A 16506-nucleotide genomic window follows, 5' to 3' on the forward strand; every position below is an offset into this window, starting at 1 on the left:
AATCAGACGCCGCTTGCAGCCAGCGCGCGCAGGTCGCGTGCGACTTCGGCCATCACCGGTTGCCACGCTCCGAATTGCCGCTGCCGGTATAGCGTGGCCGTCGGATACCACGGGCTGTCGCGCCTGTCCGTCATCCAGGTCCAGTACGGATTCACGTCGAGCACCACCCACGTACGCTGCCCGAGCGCGCCCGCGAGGTGCGCCGCCGACGTGCACACGCTGATCACCAGATCCAGTTCGCTGACGAACGCGGCCGTATCGTCGAAGCTGCGCCATTCATGCGTGAAGTCGGCGATGGGCAGACCGGCTGCGCGGGCCGCGTCGACATCGGCCGTTGCGCCGGGCTGCAGCGAATAGAACGCGACGCCGTCGAGATCGCGAAACGCCCGCGCGTAACGCTCCAGGCCGACGCGGCGAAAGCGGTTGCGTCCGTGATTCACGCTGCCCGTCCACGCGAGCCCGACCTTTAGACGCTTTTCATCGGCGAGACGCGTGCGCCATGCCGCGCGAGCGTCCGCGTCCGCGCGCAGATACGGCACGTCTCGCGGGATCGATTCGACGCGCGTATCGAGCATCAGCGGCGCGCTCACGAGCGGCAATTCGAAATCGAACATCGGCAACGATTCGAGGTCGCGCGTGACGGAGTACGCATCGATGTGTTCCGCGAAACTGCGCGGCAGCAGCGCGCCCATATGCGCAAACGAATTCCAGACGATCCGCCCGCCCTCGCGATGCACGCGCTGCGCCAGAAGCGGAATGAAGCGGCAAAACTGCAGCACGTCGCCCATGCCCTGCTCGCCCCACACGAGCAAAGTCTTGCCCTTGAGCGATTCGCCGCGCCATTGCGGCCTGCCGAACAGCGGACGGCCTTCCGTCAGCATGCTCGCCGGGTCGCTCCAGCGCGCTTCGTGCGCAGGCCAGCCTTGCGCGTATTCTCCGCGCAGCAGATGCAGCACGCCGAGCGCCGTGCGCAGCGACGGATTGCCGGGAGCGAGCGCACAGGCCTTGTTCGCGTGATCCAGCGCGTCGTCCCAGCGCTGCGACTCCTTCAGCGCCTGCGCGAGATTGCCATGCGCGATCGCGCTCTGCGGATCGAGCTCGACAGCACGCTCCGCCGCCGCCAGCGATCCTTCGAGATCGAAGCAGGCGCGCCGCGCAGGCATCAGGTTGAGCCACAGCGCGAGGTCGGACGGGGCCGCTGCGACGGCCGCTTCGAGCATCTCCCGCTCTTGCACGGGATCGGCGCCCGTGCGGTTCAGCGCGATCGCGAGGTTTTTGCGCAATTGCGGAAACGCAGGGTCGATCGCGAGCGCACGACGATACGGCGCGAGCGCATCGCGATCGCGGCTGGCCATCTGCATCGCGTAGCCGAGACGCATGTTTGCGGCTGCGCTGTGCGGTTCGAGTTGCGCGACGGCCTCGACCAGCGACACCGCCTGCTCGAACTGCTGCTGTTCGAGCAGGTCGAGCATCAGCCCGTCGATCGACGCGTTATCCGTCGCGTGGAGGCAGGACGCGGCCTCGAGCCACAGCGCACGCGCTCGCGCATCGCCGCCCGACTGCGCAGCGGCCGCATAGCGAAGGAAGGCGAGAAACGGATCGAAAGTAGGCAGCATGGCGGAGAAATAAGGAGTTGATCGGCGCATCGAATCGGCACGTACACGCGGCACCGCGTCGGCCATTTTGTGGCGGTCGATCCGCCCCCTCGTAAAGAATCGTCAAGTTCCCATTCGATATCAATCGAAGAATGCGCTGTGCCCATCCAGCTGCACTGCATGGAGCGCCCTTCGCGCCCATCTCATGTGCGATGCGTTTCCTTGCGCTTTGACCCTCGTTTTAAGCGGCTTGCGTGTCTAAAGTCGCCTGCCGCAGCGCCGATATTCCGGCAGAGGCAAGCGCCTCGCCCGTTGCTGCAGCGTTCCGTAGTCAGTCTCGCCTTGTGCGTCGACCCTTGCGAGTCCGCTTTTGCGCACATCACCGATTGACATACCGGCGCGGTCCGCACGACTTCGCCGCACGAACCGGCGACGCCGGAAAGGACACTGCGATGGGCAGCCAGCGCACCACATCGATAGCGGCAAGCGTCGCGGCCCTGACGCTAGTCGCCACGCTCGCGGCATGCGGCGGGGGCGGAGGCGGCAACAGCACCGCCGTCTCGAACACGGCCAAAGGCACGCCTGCGTCGAGCGACGTGCCGATCGTCGCCGCCGACGGCAAGCTGCACGCGGCCTGCCAACGCTGCTCGGCGACCGACGATTCGACCTACGCGGGCAGCGGCGCGGGCATCTGGCAGGCGATCAATCCCAACGCATCCGCTCTCGACGTGCCCGTCAGCATCAAAGGGCTGTCCGGGCAGAACGTGACGCTCGTCTTCACGAACGAGAGCGCGGGCACGCAAACCATGTCGCCGATTACGTTGAGCGCGAACATGTCGACATCCGTCATGCGCGCGCAATCGCAAGCAGCCGCGACCTCTTCGACGACGGGCAGCGAGAGCGCCACGCTCGCCGCGATCCGCGATTTCAATTACCAGGGCTGGACGCAGCTCGCGACAAATCAGCAGGCCACGGCAACGGCGCGCTATTCGACGAACGGCGCGGCGACCAGCGCCTTCTACAGCGCCGGCACCTGGCAGGTCGGCGACACGCGGACCTTCTACTACGCAGACAATTCGCCGCGCACGACGACACTCGAACAGACGGCCACCACCTCCGATGGCACCACGGTCAACCTGTGGGTCGAATCGGGCGAAATCGGCGCGTCGAAGATCTCGCCGCAAATCATCCATTCGCTGATCACGCAGTATGCGCAGGCAGGCGGCATCTATGACATGCTGGTGCGCGTCGGCGGCAAGCTGTACGGGCCGAACAGTCAGTCGAGCCTGATCGACGGCACGCATCAGCCGATCGATCTGGTGGTGATGAACTTCGATCACAACGGCCTGCCGTACGGGCTGCTCGGCTACTTCTGGGCGCTCAACAACTTCAAGACGGGTGCGGGCCAGCTCGCGTACAGCAACCAGTCGATCTCGCTCTATCTGGATTCGGAAACGCTCTATCTGGGCGGCACATACGGTATGAACCAGATGCTGACGACGATGGCGCACGAAAGCATGCACATGCAGAACTTCTATCGCCGCTCGGTGCAAATGGGCGCGCAATACGCGTTCGAGCCGTGGCTTGAAGAAATGACGGCGATGATGATGGAAGACTGGGCGAGCAGCGGGATCGTGCCCGGCTACAACGCGATCCGCGACGCCCGCTTCATCACCTACATGACGTATGGCGGCCACGGCAGCTACAACTGCGGACTGACGACGTGGACGCCGTACGGAACCGATTGCGAGAGCTATGCGGTGAACGGCTCGTTCGGCGGCTTCATGAACCGTCAGTTCGGCCTGTCGTTCTTTCAGTCGTTGCTGACCAACAAGAACCGCACGGCATCCCTCGATATTCTCAACGAAGTGATCGGCAACGCGCGGGCCGGCGCGACCGTGCCGTCGACGCTGCGCGGTTTCGCAGCGGCGGCGAGCGGTCTGGTGCCGTTGTCGTCGAACGTCGCGGGCTTCACGTTCCCGGCGCGCAGCGAGAGCGGCTTCACGTTGCCCGCCATCGATCCGGCTTCGCTGTATAACGGCGCGACGCGTGCTTTGCCGGCCTCCGTGCCCGCGACGCTCGCCGCGCTCGGTACGTTCCCTGTCGTGCGGTCTCATGTCAGCGGTACGTATAGCGAAACTGTGCGCGTGCCCGTGGGCACGACGCTATCCGTCGTCGTCGACTGATTGTGAATCAATGAAATCGAGTTTATCCAGGGGCCACCCGTGACGCTCAAACGAAATCTGGGACTCGCCGCACTCGCGCTGATGCATGCGGCCTGCGCCGCAACGCTGCACAGCGGCGAAACCGTCGATCTGGCGGGGCGGCTCGCGCTGCGCGGCAACGAGCCGTTCATCGTGCCCGTCGTCTACGATGCGCGCGGCGTGTTCGAACTCGAGGGCGTGACGCGGGAGCAGGCGATATCGCTGCAAAACCAGCAGGTCGAGGTGCACGGAAGGATCACGCGAGTGGAGATGCATGGGGCGCAGCTGCCTGCGGTACATGTAGAGACGTTGCGAGTTTTGCCTGTGCCATAGCGTGCTGCGTCGGCAGCAGGACTGGAACGTCTTTTAAGACTGGTTTAATTCTTGCCTGCAAAGATGCGGCCCACATCGCTGTCGACCCGGGTTGGCGCTTTAGCGCCTTACTCGGGTCCCATGCAGAGCCGTCGACCCGCCCGAACATCGATGGCATTTTTCATCCGTCCGGCGGTGGATCGTTTTCACCGTAGCATCGCGCGCTTGCTCGCAGGAAAGGAGACACACGATGGTCGAAGACACGGTGCTGGAACATCTACGCGCGCTGCACGGCGCGCAAACACTCGCCATTCAGAGTTGCACCGTTTCGCCGCCGATACAGCATCCGTGGGGACGCGCGTACCGGCTCGTCGAATGGTCCTTCAGGCACGGCGTTGAATCCTTCCGGCGCGTCGTGCCTGCCGAGAGCACGCCTCTTCAAATTGCCGAGGCCGTAATGTCGCACGTGCCCGGGCGACGCTTCTGCCAGCCTGGCGGATAGCCTGCGCGCCGCACAGCGCAAGCCGCTCGATACGCGCGCCGCGCGCGCTCGACGTCTGGTCTCCGTTCTTCATCACGCATTCCTCCACGCAACCATCGCCGGCCGCGCTTGCGCCGGCGGAAACACATTCCATGATCCGTCGTCGTGACGGAAGAAAAAGATCGACAGCATCCCGTTGGGACGCACCGCCTCCACGCACACGCAGCGCCGGTGCATCTGCGAGCGGCAGAAGCGCACGACACGCGCCGGCATTGCCGGCGTCGGTGCGAGCCATTTATCGACTGCCCAGTGCAGGTTTTTTCCGGTCGGGCTCATGGTGGTCTCCTTCGCTTTCCTGATTGTTTTACGGCATTCCGCGCGGCGAACTTCAATGTCAGTGTTCAATTTCGATGCTCATACTGCGTTAACAAGGGCACGGCCGGTTTTCATCCGGTTCGCGACAAATGCGCTGATCAGGCAGACGACGGCATGCACGCCAGTGCGCGGATGCGTGAGGCACGCATGAACCTGTTCACTGCGGCTTTCGCCGAGCAGGCACCATGCGCAGAAATGCTCGCAGTTGTTCGTCAGCAGGCGATAGCTGTTTTCGCCGAGGCGCGAGCGGGCGCGCAGCACGGTTTCTTCGCCGGAATACTTCGGGAAGGGATGCGGGCGCACGGCGACGGCGTGACCGTCGGCGAAAGCTTCGAGCGCCACTTCTTCAACAGGACCGCGATGCGCGGACTTGGCGAAACCTGCGTAGTGAATGACCTTGCCGCCACCGACGTAAATGCCGTGATGTTCGTAGCCACGGCGTTGCGTGATCAGGTGGGCACCGAGGGTGGGTTCGTCGCTGGAACCGTCGAACGCGACATCTGCGGACGCATAAGCGGCCGCGCGGTTTGCACCTTGTTCATTGCCTGATTGTTGGAGGTTGCGGTTCATGGCTTTGCCCCGGTATCCGATTCAAAAGGCCAACACTGTTGCAGGCTCTTTTGCATCATCTGGACCAGGCACGCTAAGCCAATGATTTACCTAATGATTTGCCGATTTAATGGGGTTCTGCACAGCATCAGTGTACGGATCGGGCCAACAGAAATTCTGGCGATTGTGTTGCGCACAGACCATCACATTTCGCAGATCGCACACGCGATGCGCTTGCGAACCATGTGTTGGCTATACCATCGCTTGCCGCGGCGCGCTGTTGGACGGCTGCCAACGTGTTGCGTCTCGCGCGCGCGACGCGTGTGCGCGCGTGCTTTCGCTATCGCCCGCCCGGCAAGCGTCCGCGACAAAGTCCACGCACGGGGCCGCGAATTGGCACAGCCCTTGCACCATATGTCGCAACTTCCTTTTTGATTGTGCGGCCGCGTGACGGGCGGCCAACTGGAGACATGCCATGGCTTCCATCACCATCGACGATATTCCTCACAACCTTGCACTCGATCGCAAGGCCATGTCCGCTATCAGCGGCGGCGGCGGTGCGCCATGGGTATTCGGCTGGATCACGCCGTACGTGCACGACACGCCGAGCGTCGGACCCGTCGTGAACCTGTACGACATCACAAACAACTTCTATGCTAACCAGATGATCAACCAGTTCCAGACGGTCGACGTTCGCAACACCGGCAACAACTCGAGCATCAACGTAACTCCTGACGCCAACAGTACGAACCGGGCTTAGATGCCGTGACCTGTATCAGCCAATTCCGCTGGGCTTCCGCAGCGCGCTCCGACACGGGCCGCGTACGCGACATCAACGAGGACGCTTGCCTCGACCAGCCGCAGTACGGCCGCTGGGCCGTGGCTGACGGCATGGGCGGGCATGACGTCGGCGATCTCGCGAGCCAGCTGGTGATCGAAACACTCGGCCAGTTGCCGGAACGGGCAGGCATCAAGCATTGCATGGCCGACGCACGCGCGCGCCTGCAGAACGCAAACCGTCAGTTACGCGAAGAAGCGAGCCGCCGGCAGGTTCAACGTATCGGCACGACCGTCGTCGTGCTGCTTGCCTGCGACCGCTTTTGCGGCTACCTGTGGGCAGGCGACAGCCGCATCTATCTGCTGCGGCAAGGGCAACTGCGCCAACTGACGCGCGATCACAGCCAGGTGGAAGCGCTCCGGCAGTCAGGCTATCTGACCGAAGAGGAAGCGCGCAATCATCCCGCGCACAACATCATCACGCGTGCCGTCGGTGCAACCGATCATCTCGATCTCGACGAAGACGCGATCGAAGTCGCAGACGGCGACGTGTTTCTGCTGTGCAGCGACGGCCTGAGCAATGAAGTGACGGACGCGGAAATACAGCAGACGCTTGCCAGCGTCGATTGCCTTCAGGCACCCGACGAACTCGTGGATATCGCGCTGGCGCGCGGCGGACGCGACAACATCACGGCCGTCGTCGTGCAGGCGGAAGACCCGCAAGCGTCGGACAAAACGCTGCTTAACCCGGCGCCCTGACACCTCCGTCAAGCGGCAGGCATCTCATCCTATATCGGCTTCGTCGTTCGCTTCCTCGTCGTCCTTGCGCGCATTCGCCTGCGCGTGTGCGCGACGGAAGTCCTTCGAATGCAGACCGTGCTTCTTCAGTAACATCTGAAGATGCGAGCGGTTCATATCCACGCGGCGCGCGAGTTCCGCGACCGTCCCGCCGACTTCCTGCAAGCCGCGCTGCAGGAAGGCCTTTTCTGCTTCGTCGCTGGCGGCGCGCTTCGCGTCGCTGAGCGACAGCAGGTTCCTCACATTTGCGGCGCCATTCGCGGCCTCGTTCGCGCCCCCGAACATCGACGCGGAAACGGGCGGCGTGGGCCGCATGTCTGTCGGCAGATGATCGACGTCGGCAATATCGCCCGCGAGACACGAGATGCGGTACATCACGTTGCGCAGTTCCCGGATATTGCCCGGATACGCATACGTCAGCAGAAAGTCCCTTAATTTAGGCGTGATTCTGACGGGACGGCGTTTCAGCGCGCCCGCCGCTTCATCGCCGAAGTACTGGATCAGCAACGGAATCTCATCGCGCCTTTCGCGCAGCGGCGGCAATGTTACGTGGATGACGCTCAGCCGGTAGAACAGATCTTCGCGGAAGGTGCCCTGTTCGCTCAGCTTGCGCAGGTTGCGATTGGTCGCCGCGACGATGCGCGTGTCGACGCCGATCGGTTCGTCCGACCCGACGCGCTGTATTTCGTGCGCTTCCAGCACGCGCAGCAATTTCACCTGCCCCGTCAGAGGCAACTCGCCGATTTCGTCGAGAAAGATCGTGCCCGTGTGCGCGCTCTCGAATTTGCCTTTGCGGTCGTTCGTTGCGCCCGTGAAAGCGCCCTTTCTGTGCCCGAACAGTTCCGACTCCAGCAGGTTCTCAGGAATCGCGCCGCAGTTGACGGAGATAAACGGTTTGTCCGAGCGGCTGCCGTTCGCGTGAATCACCTTTGCCATCAGTTCCTTGCCCGTGCCGCTCTCGCCGTCGATCAACACGGGCAGATCGGTCGGCGCAGCCTTCTCGGCGATTTCGAGCGCTTCCAGCAGTTTCGGGTTGTCGCCGAAGGTGCCCTCGAAGATGAAGCTGCGCGCGAGCAGCGCCTGGCGTCGCGCGCCGCGCGACTGGTCGCCGCGCAACGGCTCGACGACGGCCGCCTGCACGAAGCGCTCCTTGTGCGACATCTGCATGACTTCATCGCGCAACGAACTTGCCTGTTTCAGGAGCTTTTCGATATCCGCGCGTTCAAGCCGCGACGACCAGCGCAGCGTCGAGCGCAGAATCTCGATCTTCTCGATCAGGCCCGCATAGGAGAGGGCCGAGCCGCTTTCATCGGGCTGCTGGTCAAGTATCTTCATCATGCGCTCAGCTGTTTCTGGACGAGCTGGTAGTACATGCCCTTCCGGTTGACCAGTTCCTCATGACGCCCCTGTTCGACGATTGCGCCTTCATAGAGCACCAGAATCTTGTCGGCGCGCATGATCGTGCTGAGACGGTGCGCAATGATGACGGCCGTGCGCCCCTTGAGGATGTCGTGCATGTTGCTGAGAATATTGCTTTCCGACTGCGTGTCGAGTGCCGAGGTCGCTTCGTCGAACACGAGCAGCCGCGGATCGTGATACAGCGCACGCGCAATGCACAGCCGCTGTATCTGCCCACCCGACAGACCGATGCCGCGCTCTCCCACGATCTGTTCATAGCCCAGCGGCAGCTTCGCGATGAATGCATGGGCGTCGGCCATCTTCGCCACCTCCTCGATGCGGCGCCGGTCAGGCGTGTCGTCGCCGCTCGCGATGTTCTCCGCAATCGTGCCCGAGAACAGCAGATTGGTTTGCATCACATAGCCGATCTGCGCGCGGTAGAACGCCTTGTCGATCACGTTCATGTCGTAACCGTCGACGGTCATCTTGCCTTCGCTGGGCGTATAGAAACCGACCAGCAGCTTGGCAAGCGTGGTCTTGCCCGACCCGCTGCGGCCGACGATGGCGATGAGCTCGCCCGGCTTGATGTCGAAGCTGATGTTCTCGAGCACATAGGCGCTGTCAGTGTCGCCATAGCGGAAGTAGACGCCGTTCAGGCCGATCTCGCCTTGCAGGTCAGGCAGCATCACGCGTGAAGGGAGATCCTCGGGCTTCTGCTCGGGCTCGATATCCAGCACGTCGCCCAGCCGCTCCATCGCGACGCCTGCGTCGTTGAGCATGCTCCACAAACCGACCAGCCCCATCAGCGGCGACAGCACGCTGCCCATGAATGCGTTGAAGGCGATCAGCTGACCGATCGTCATTTCACGCGCGAGCACGAGATTCGCGCCGACCCAAAGAATCGCTATGGTCGTCGCCGCGTTCAGCAACTGACTGATAAAGCCGATCAGAATGTTGAATGCGTGCGCGCGGTATTGCACTTCGAGCGCTTTCGCGTACTTCTTTTCCCAGCGCAGGCGGACGGGCCGTTCGATGCCCATGCCTTTCACCGTTTCGACGCCCGACAGCGCTTCCATCAGAAAGGACTTCGAATCCGTCGCAGCAGCGAACGTCTCACGCGCATAGTTCTTGATCCTGGGCGTCGCGATCAACGTGAGCGCCATGATGGGGATGACGAAAGCGATCAGCACGAAGGTCATTTTCGCGTTGTAGAAGAACATGATCGCGAAGTAGATGAACACCATCAGCAGATTCAGCGCCGTCGTCACAGTCGACTCGGTCAGGAACGCGCGTATCGTCTGATTTTCCTGGAAGCGCGCGAAGATATCGCCTGTTTTGCGTTTGGCAAAGAACGAGAAAGGCAGCGACATCGTGTGCCTGAAGAACTGCGACATCATCGCGAAGTCCATGTTGCGCACCATGAAGTTCGACAGGTACGCGCGGATCATCGACATCAGCTGCGAGAACACGTTCGAAATGATCAGCCCGAGTATCAGCAGATGCAGCAGGCTGATGTTCTGATGCACGATCACGCCATCCAGAATGTTCTGGATGATCAACGGCGGTATCACGCCCAGCACCTGAATCACGAAGGTCGCGAGAAACAGATGCAGCAAGATCTTCTTATACGGCGTCAGATAGCCGATAAAGCGCAACCACGGCGAACGCGACGCCGATAGCTGCACGAGATTCGGCCCGGGCGTGAACAATAGACACGTGCCGCTCCAGCCGCGCTCGAAGTCTTCGAGGCTCAGCTTGCGGAAGCCCAAAGCAGGGTCGGCGAGCCACACATGATCTTTCGATACGCCATACACGATGATGTAGTGATAGCCCTCCCAGTGCACGATGAACGGCAGATCGAAGCCACGCAACGAATCGAACGTGCACTGCACGCCGCGGGCCGAAAAGCCGAGCGATTCGCCTGCACGCGCGAGACTGTCGAGTGTCGCGCCTTGCGTAGTCACATTGGCGAGTTCGCGCAGCTTGCCCAGCGTCATCGGAATGCCGTAGTGCTTGCAGATCATCGCGAGACACGCGGCGCCGCAATCCATCTCCTCCGCCTGTTCGACGAGGCCGAAGCGGCGGATCACGCGCTCGCCCATCTCCGGCTTCGTGTGCAGGTCAAGTCGCAGCGGCAGCTTGCGCCGCTGCTCGATGCGCTTTTGCCGGTCCAGTTCGCGGTCGGCGTACTTGATGCGTTCGTCGAGCACCTCGCGCAGTTTCGGATTGCGTTCGAGGATGAAATGCACCGTGCGCTCGGGGATGACGAGCAGCCGCGTATCCGTCGTGGCGATTGCCGAAGCCGTCTGCTCCTGCCGCATCAGGCACGCCTTCTCGCCGAAAATCTCGCCTTCGCGCAGCGTTGCGAGCGTGTAGTCGTTGCCGTCTTCGTGGCGCACGATGCGCACTTCGCCCTGCCGCACCACATAAAGCCGCCGGTCGTCGCGCGCGTCCTGCCTGAGAATCTCCTTGCCTGCGGCGACCCGCTTGACGCCCACGCTGCGCACGTACTCTTCCAGTTCCTGCTTGTTCAGCTTGCCGCGCAGATCGAATAGCTGGGCAACGAACCCTCCCGCCGAATTGATCGCGACATAGCTCGCGACGAATGCGAGTGCCGACGGATTCCCGGCGATGATCGGCTCGATCGCCGCGCGCGGAATGAACAGCAACTCGGTCTTGCCCGACGAACGCACGGACGATTCATGCACGTAGGCGCGCAGCATCGCGATATCGGCGAAGACTTCAGTCGTCTTGCGCACGCCCATGCTGATCTCTTTGCCGTGCTCTTCGGTGAAGATGCGTACCGAGCCGGTCTTGATCACATAGAGGCCGTCCGCGGGGTCGCCGGCGTTGCACACCGTTTCGCCAAACGAATAGAAGCGCGATTGCACATGCTCTGCGATGCGTTCGAGTTCATCACGCGTGAACGGCGACAGAATCTCGACCGTCGACAGAAAATCGGCAGTGGAAGGCGTGGTTTGCGGTGCATCCATGATGCTTGCGATCCCCGGCAGCAGCGCGCGTCAGTCAGAGCGCTTCGATGATGTGTTCCTGCGCGCGCGCCATCAGCCACTGTTCGCGCAACAGCCGTTTGATTTCCGATGCGACGTCCGCATCGAGCTGTGCCGGGTACTTCGCCGTCACGGCGAAGATCTCGAAGCACGAGCGGTCCGGCGACGCGAACGGTCCCAGCAGATCGCCCACTCCCGCATTGAAGATCTTCGCCTCGATATCTGGCTTCAGCGAGCCGCGCAACACCTTGCCGATCACGCCCCCCGAGTCCTTCGTATCGGCGATTGAATGCTCGCGCGCCATCTCGGCGAATGCATCCGGGTCCTCGCGCAGATAGGAGATCATTTCCTTGGCCTTGCCTTCGTCGTCGAGCAGGATATGGCTCACTTCGAGCGCGTCGAACTTGGGCGAATTCATCGAAAAGTACTCTTCGATTTCGCTGTCGCTGCCCACCTGGTCGAGCATCTTTTCCTGGAACAGGCCGTCCGTGATGAACGCCTCGAAGTCGTCGAGACTGATCTTCAACGTATCGAGGTACTGGTTCATGTCGGCGGCGCGATGCAGCCCTCGCACGCGCCGGAACTGGTCGGCCCGCTCCTGGATTTCGTCGGCGCTCACGGTCACGCCGTGCTTTTTGGCGGCGTGCACAGCCAGCTTGTCGCGCACCATCTGCTCGATCAGGCTTTCGAACTGGCCCGTGAGTTTCAGTAGACGTATGAATTCGCCGACATCCACGACTTCATCATCGATACGTACGATCGCGGTCATCTCGTCCGCTCCTCTAGTGGTGGCCCGAACGAACAAGCGGGCTGGCGGTTGTACTGGTGGTCAATCCTGCGATGCAGCGCGTTCTGATCACTGCCCGCTATCCGGCCAGTTGTCTGAACGGGTCCAGCCCCAGATCGATCAACCGCCGTTCGCGTACGACGATTTCGGCGCTCGCCGTCATCCCGTAACGCAACGGATAGCGGTTCTCCGCGATCTGGTAGTAATTTCTGTCGAGTTGCACGCGGCCCTCGTAGACAGGCTGCTTGTCCTGTGCCGACGGCTTGGTTGCCGGCGAGATATACGCGAGCGTGCCGTTGATCAGCCCATAGCGCTGGTACGGAAACGCGTTGAATTTCAGCTTGACGGTCATGCCTTCGTGCAGGAACGCGCGGTCGCGCTCGGCAATCTCGATCTTCAGCACGGGGCGCGCGTCCTTCGGCGCGATGCCGCCAAGCGGCGCGTTCGCCTGGATCTTGTCGCCCGTTTGCGTGGACGTGACGTCGGTGACGACACCCGAAGTCGGCGCGAGTATCAGCAGAAAATTGTCCTTGTCGATGTTTTCGAAACGGATTCGCGCGGCTGCCTCCGCCACGAGGCGCGCCGTCTGCAATTGCAGGCGCAGCTTCTCTTCCGTGCTGGTGATCTCGCGAATCAGATCGTCGTATTGAAGCTGGAGCGTCGTGGCCTGCTGGCCGCTCGTTTCGAGTTGCGCATTCGCCTCGGCGTATTCGTGACTGAGCTTGAAGTCGAGTTCGGTGAGCCGCGATTGCGCGACACGGTAGGCGTTTTCCGCTTCCATATACGTATTGCGCTTCGCTTCCACCTGCAACTCGGCGACGCCGCCGCCGCCCGGCTGCGCGAACAGGCGCGCGTACTTGTCCGCTTCCTGGCGCGCCGCATCGCGTGCGCGGCGCGCGTTGTCCAGTGTACTGCGCGCTTCTTCCAGTTGCGCCTTCTGGCCTTCGGCGAGCTTCGTCGTGCCTTCGGAAATGCGGTTTTCGTGCAGACGCTCTTCCACTTCGAGCTGATCCTTGAGCGCGGCTGCCTTGCGTTCCATCAGTTCTTTTTTCTGCGGGAACTCTTTCCACTCGCGCTCGGCGTCCTCGAGTTTCAGCTGCGCCTGCAGCGCATTGGTCGCCGCTTCGATCGCGCCGCGCGCATTGATCCGCGCGAGCACGTCGCCCTTCGAGACCGGCTGACCTTCGGCGATATACAGGTCGGTGAGTTCACCGTCGATGGGCGCATAGATGCGCCGCACGTCCGATTCCGGCGCAAGCGTGCCTTGCGCCGTGACGATCACATCCGCGCGCCCGAAGAACGACCACAGCAAACCCGCGACGACGAGTCCGACCATCGCCAGCACGAGTGCCTGCGCGATACGCACGGGCTCCGCCGTGAGGATCGCCACGCCCTCTGCGCTGTGATCTTCGAGCGCCTCGTAGAGCGGCTTAGGGTGATTATCGCGCTTCACTTTCGTCACTGCCTCCAATCAACGCGAGCTTGGATTTGAGCAAGCCCGGCTCGAGCACCATCCGCAATTCCTGCAACGAGCGGCGCTGCAATTGCGTTTCGGCGTCGATGTCGTCAAGCAGCTTGTCCGCGCCGTCCGGATGCGGCGCCTTCAGTTGCGCATAGACGCGCATGCCCTGTTGCGCCGACGTATTGGCGCCCGACAGCAGACGCGCCTGACTGCGGAAGCCTTCAGAGATGCCCGACTCCAGCCGCTGTGTGCCGCCGATCGAACCGTTCGCGCGATACTGGCGCCACAATGTCTGCGCCCGGTTGATCAGATCTTGCGCACGTACCAGCGCTTTGTCGCGCAACGCGTTGACATCGCCCTGAACGGCGCGCACGTAATACGCATCTTCGACGGGGTCGAGACTGGCGTAGAAGGACAGCAGTTTGTCGTCGCGATCGCCCGAACCGCGGTTCTTCTGCAGATCGGCAAACTGACCGAGTAGCGCCTTCTTGTGCGCGAGTTCCGCAGCAATCACGTCGGACCACGGTCCCGCCGGCATCGACTGCAACGCGGCCAGCGCCTGTTCGCTGTCACCGCTTTGCCATGCGGCACTCGCTGCGTCGTGCCTGCTGATCACATCGGCGGAAGGCAGGCGGCTCGCGCCCAGTTGCCTGTATTGCGTCTCAAACGGCGGCGTCCTGAAGTGAGCACGCTTCATCAGCGGCAGCAACGGCGTGAGGTGACGCGCCGTCATTTCATTGAAGATGTCCGTGTACTGCCGAAGGTCGGCTCGCGCCACATCGAGTCCGGCTAGACGCGGATAGCGCTGCGCGTAGTCGTCGAGCACGGCAGGCAGTGCATCCGGCTTGTCCGCCGCCAACTCCGATGCGATAGCCGCATTGAGGCGTTCGATCGCGGCGAGGTACACCGAATCGTCGCTTTGCAGCTTGCGCAGATGGCTCATCGCCAGCGCATAGGGCTCGGTAAATTCGGGCACATACGACGCAATGCGGTCGAGTATCCGCTGATGTCCTTTAGCGTCATCGTTCCAGCGTTTCAAAAGGTCCGAGATGCGCCCTTCGTCGCTATAAATGCGAATAGGCGCATCGGGACCGCCACGGCCCACAACGAAGTTCTCCAGGTCGCCCACCCACTTCAGCTGATCGATAAGCGCGAGCGCATCGGCATTGTTCCCGCTCGACGCACGCATGCCTTCGATCAGCGCCGCCGCACGGTCGAACTGCTTCGCCTGCAATGCCGCCAGCCAGCCGGGCACGCGCGCCTTCATCAAGGCTTCACTGGCGAGCGTCCGGATTGCATCGCTGAGGGGATGGCGCCGCAAAGACGACGTTGCCATATCCGCCGCCTTTTCGTATTCGCCCGCCGCGAGCAGGTTCTTCACTTCGCGTTCGGTCGCGCCGCGCATGTACAGCGTGAAGGCAAGGCCTGCAACGACGACCAGCACGGCCAGTCCGCCCCAGCCGATGCGATGCACGGTCGCGCGGTCGCCCGCCGCGAACGTGCGCATCACCTCACGCATCAGCAGTTGCCAGCGGCGGTGCGGACGACGGCTCGCCTGAGCTTCCGTCGACTCTTCTGGCGTCAGAGGCGGGGCGTTTTCGTTGACTTCGTCTTCGCGCTGCAACGCGTGATCGACGCAGAAGATGTCGAGAAACGAGTGCGCCGCGCCGACGAAGGTCGTCTTGTCGGGATCTTCCGCGGGCATCGCCATTGCGGGTGCGACGGGTGCTGCGGGCGTGGCGGGTATGGCGCTCACGGGCACGCCCAGCGCGGCGGCAGGCGGCGTCATCTGGGTCACGGTAGGCTCGATTTCGAACGATTTCGCCAGTGTTATCCGATAGACGAAATGATCGCCGCCGAATCCAATTGTGTCGCCGTCTTGCAGTGCGACGGCCGATTCGCCGAGACGCTTGTGATTCACGAACGTACCGTTGGTGCTGCCGAGGTCTTCGACCCACGGCTCGCCACTCTTCAAGAAGATGTGCGCGTGACGCCGTGAAATGTAATTGACCTGATGGGGATAGCGGTCTTTATAGCGAGCGAAGAGTTCATCCGTCTTGCTGACGAGGAAAGGAAACGCACTGATATCGATCGGCTCAAGCCCCAGATCGATGCGCTGCGGCTCGAGCGTGACGGTCAGATGCTGCACGCCGCGCGCAGATGCCGAACTGAACGGTCGGGGTTCGATGGCGACGCGGTAAGTCAGGTCGCCGCCGAAGCACAGCTCGTCGCCGGCGCGCACGCGCGACGGCGTCTGCCGCACGGCAATGCCGTTGACGGTCGTGCCGTTCTTGCTGTCGAGATCGGCCACATAGACTGCGCCATGCTCGCTAAAGATGCGCGCGTGACGCCGCGAAAGTCTGGTGATCAGATCGCGCGGATAGTCCGCAAACGGCGCCTCGCTGCGGCCGATCGCGAACAGATGGTCAACGATGCGGATGGGGCCGAGAGACGCGTGCGAGACGGGCAGCAGCAGGACATCGAACTCCTTGTCCAGAGCCGCCCGCATCTCAGCAATCGGAGCTTCGCCGGGATTCATCTCTTTGCGTCACTAAGCGCGGACACGAACAGAGCGTTCGATGGGCGCGGCGGCCAAGGCGTGTTCGACGTAGCCGGTCATCTGACGATATGAGCGGCTAATCAGGAATTTTAAGTCACGCATGCGGTTAGTCAATTATGGGTATGGCTAATGCGGTCGAATACGGCAAGCGGCTCCCTGGTGTTTCCTTTAAGAACCGTGCCAGCGTTTTCCAGCCG

The 16506-nt window shown here is 62.3% G+C and carries 13 protein-coding genes; 5 read left to right on the forward strand and 8 right to left on the reverse strand.

What is annotated here, in order from left to right; translation table 11 throughout:
• Nucleotides 1-2 precede the first annotated feature (2 nt).
• A complete protein-coding gene (locus BPHY_RS19315; RefSeq protein WP_041765148.1) occupies nt 3-1646 on the reverse strand; it encodes a tetratricopeptide repeat protein in 1644 nt (547 codons plus the stop codon).
• A 401-nt stretch (nt 1647-2047) separates the two neighbouring features.
• On the opposite strand from BPHY_RS19315, the gene BPHY_RS19320 reads away from it, so the two are divergent.
• The 3 genes from BPHY_RS19320 to BPHY_RS19330 all read left to right on the forward strand — a co-directional run bounded on the left by BPHY_RS19320 (nt 2048) and on the right by BPHY_RS19330 (nt 4613).
• Nucleotides 2048-3781, forward strand: coding sequence for a M30 family zinc metallopeptidase (locus BPHY_RS19320; protein ID WP_012403130.1), 1734 nt, complete (start codon nt 2048-2050; stop codon nt 3779-3781).
• Nucleotides 3782-3820: 39 nt separating this feature from the next.
• Nucleotides 3821-4132, forward strand: a complete 312-nt coding sequence (locus BPHY_RS19325) for a hypothetical protein (protein WP_012403131.1) — start codon at nt 3821-3823, stop codon at nt 4130-4132.
• Nucleotides 4133-4361: 229 nt separating this feature from the next.
• Nucleotides 4362-4613, forward strand: coding sequence for a DUF2866 domain-containing protein (locus BPHY_RS19330; protein ID WP_012403132.1), 252 nt, complete (start codon nt 4362-4364; stop codon nt 4611-4613).
• Nucleotides 4614-4685: 72 nt separating this feature from the next.
• On the opposite strand, the gene BPHY_RS19335 is transcribed toward BPHY_RS19330, so the two are convergent.
• Entirely contained in the window at nt 4686-4928 is a 243-nt protein-coding gene (locus BPHY_RS19335) for a hypothetical protein (RefSeq protein WP_012403133.1), read from the reverse strand.
• Between the two features lie 78 nt (nt 4929-5006).
• Nucleotides 5007-5537: a lecithin retinol acyltransferase family protein gene (locus BPHY_RS19340; RefSeq protein WP_012403134.1), complete on the reverse strand. Its 531-nt coding sequence runs from the start codon at nt 5535-5537 to the stop codon at nt 5007-5009.
• A 454-nt stretch (nt 5538-5991) separates the two neighbouring features.
• Here BPHY_RS19340 and BPHY_RS19345 point away from each other — a divergent pair, with 454 nt between their 5' ends.
• Complete coding sequence (locus tag BPHY_RS19345) at nt 5992-6276, forward strand: hypothetical protein (RefSeq protein ID WP_012403135.1); 285 nt, start codon at nt 5992-5994, stop codon at nt 6274-6276.
• A 5-nt stretch (nt 6277-6281) separates the two neighbouring features.
• Nucleotides 6282-7052 carry a PP2C family protein-serine/threonine phosphatase gene (locus BPHY_RS19350; RefSeq protein ID WP_012403136.1) on the forward strand — a complete coding sequence of 257 codons (771 nt, stop codon included), beginning with the start codon at nt 6282-6284 and terminating at the stop codon, nt 7050-7052.
• A 24-nt stretch (nt 7053-7076) separates the two neighbouring features.
• Here BPHY_RS19350 and BPHY_RS19355 read toward each other — a convergent pair whose 3' ends face one another.
• The 5 genes from BPHY_RS19355 to BPHY_RS19375 form a co-directional block, all read right to left on the reverse strand.
• Nucleotides 7077-8429, reverse strand: a complete 1353-nt coding sequence (locus BPHY_RS19355) for a sigma-54 interaction domain-containing protein (protein WP_012403137.1) — start codon at nt 8427-8429, stop codon at nt 7077-7079.
• Entirely contained in the window at nt 8426-11482 is a 3057-nt protein-coding gene (locus BPHY_RS19360; protein ID WP_012403138.1) for a peptidase domain-containing ABC transporter, read from the reverse strand. Before BPHY_RS19360 ends, BPHY_RS19355 begins: the two co-directional genes overlap by 4 nt.
• Before the next feature lie 34 nt (nt 11483-11516).
• Nucleotides 11517-12269 carry a peptidylprolyl isomerase gene (locus tag BPHY_RS19365; protein WP_012403139.1) on the reverse strand — a complete coding sequence of 251 codons (753 nt, stop codon included), beginning with the start codon at nt 12267-12269 and terminating at the stop codon, nt 11517-11519.
• Nucleotides 12270-12366: 97 nt separating this feature from the next.
• The gene (locus BPHY_RS19370; protein WP_012403140.1) at nt 12367-13740 is read right to left on the reverse strand and encodes an HlyD family efflux transporter periplasmic adaptor subunit; all 1374 of its coding nucleotides are present in this window, start codon (nt 13738-13740) and stop codon (nt 12367-12369) included.
• Nucleotides 13727-16288, reverse strand: coding sequence for an FHA domain-containing protein (locus BPHY_RS19375; protein ID WP_012403141.1), 2562 nt, complete (start codon nt 16286-16288; stop codon nt 13727-13729). Before BPHY_RS19375 ends, BPHY_RS19370 begins: the two co-directional genes overlap by 14 nt.
• Nucleotides 16289-16506 lie beyond the last annotated feature (218 nt).

The organism is Paraburkholderia phymatum STM815, from assembly GCF_000020045.1.
GTDB lineage: Bacteria > Pseudomonadota > Gammaproteobacteria > Burkholderiales > Burkholderiaceae > Paraburkholderia > Paraburkholderia phymatum.

Bases quoted from the DNA above. Each gene is read 5' to 3' on its own strand.
- BPHY_RS19320 (WP_012403130.1), top strand. From the start codon at position 2,048: ATGGGCAGCCAGCGCACCACATCGATAGCGGCAAGCGTCGCGGCCCTG.
- BPHY_RS19345 (WP_012403135.1), top strand. From the start codon at position 5,992: ATGGCTTCCATCACCATCGACGATATTCCTCACAACCTTGCACTCGAT.
- BPHY_RS19375 (WP_012403141.1), bottom strand. From the start codon at position 16,288: ATGAATCCCGGCGAAGCTCCGATTGCTGAGATGCGGGCGGCTCTGGAC.
- BPHY_RS19330 (WP_012403132.1), top strand. From the start codon at position 4,362: ATGGTCGAAGACACGGTGCTGGAACATCTACGCGCGCTGCACGGCGCG.
- BPHY_RS19335 (WP_012403133.1), bottom strand. From the start codon at position 4,928: ATGAGCCCGACCGGAAAAAACCTGCACTGGGCAGTCGATAAATGGCTC.
- BPHY_RS19355 (WP_012403137.1), bottom strand. From the start codon at position 8,429: ATGATGAAGATACTTGACCAGCAGCCCGATGAAAGCGGCTCGGCCCTC.
- BPHY_RS19365 (WP_012403139.1), bottom strand. From the start codon at position 12,269: ATGACCGCGATCGTACGTATCGATGATGAAGTCGTGGATGTCGGCGAA.
- BPHY_RS19360 (WP_012403138.1), bottom strand. From the start codon at position 11,482: ATGGATGCACCGCAAACCACGCCTTCCACTGCCGATTTTCTGTCGACG.
- BPHY_RS19340 (WP_012403134.1), bottom strand. From the start codon at position 5,537: ATGAACCGCAACCTCCAACAATCAGGCAATGAACAAGGTGCAAACCGC.
- BPHY_RS19315 (WP_041765148.1), bottom strand. From the start codon at position 1,646: ATGCGCCGATCAACTCCTTATTTCTCCGCCATGCTGCCTACTTTCGAT.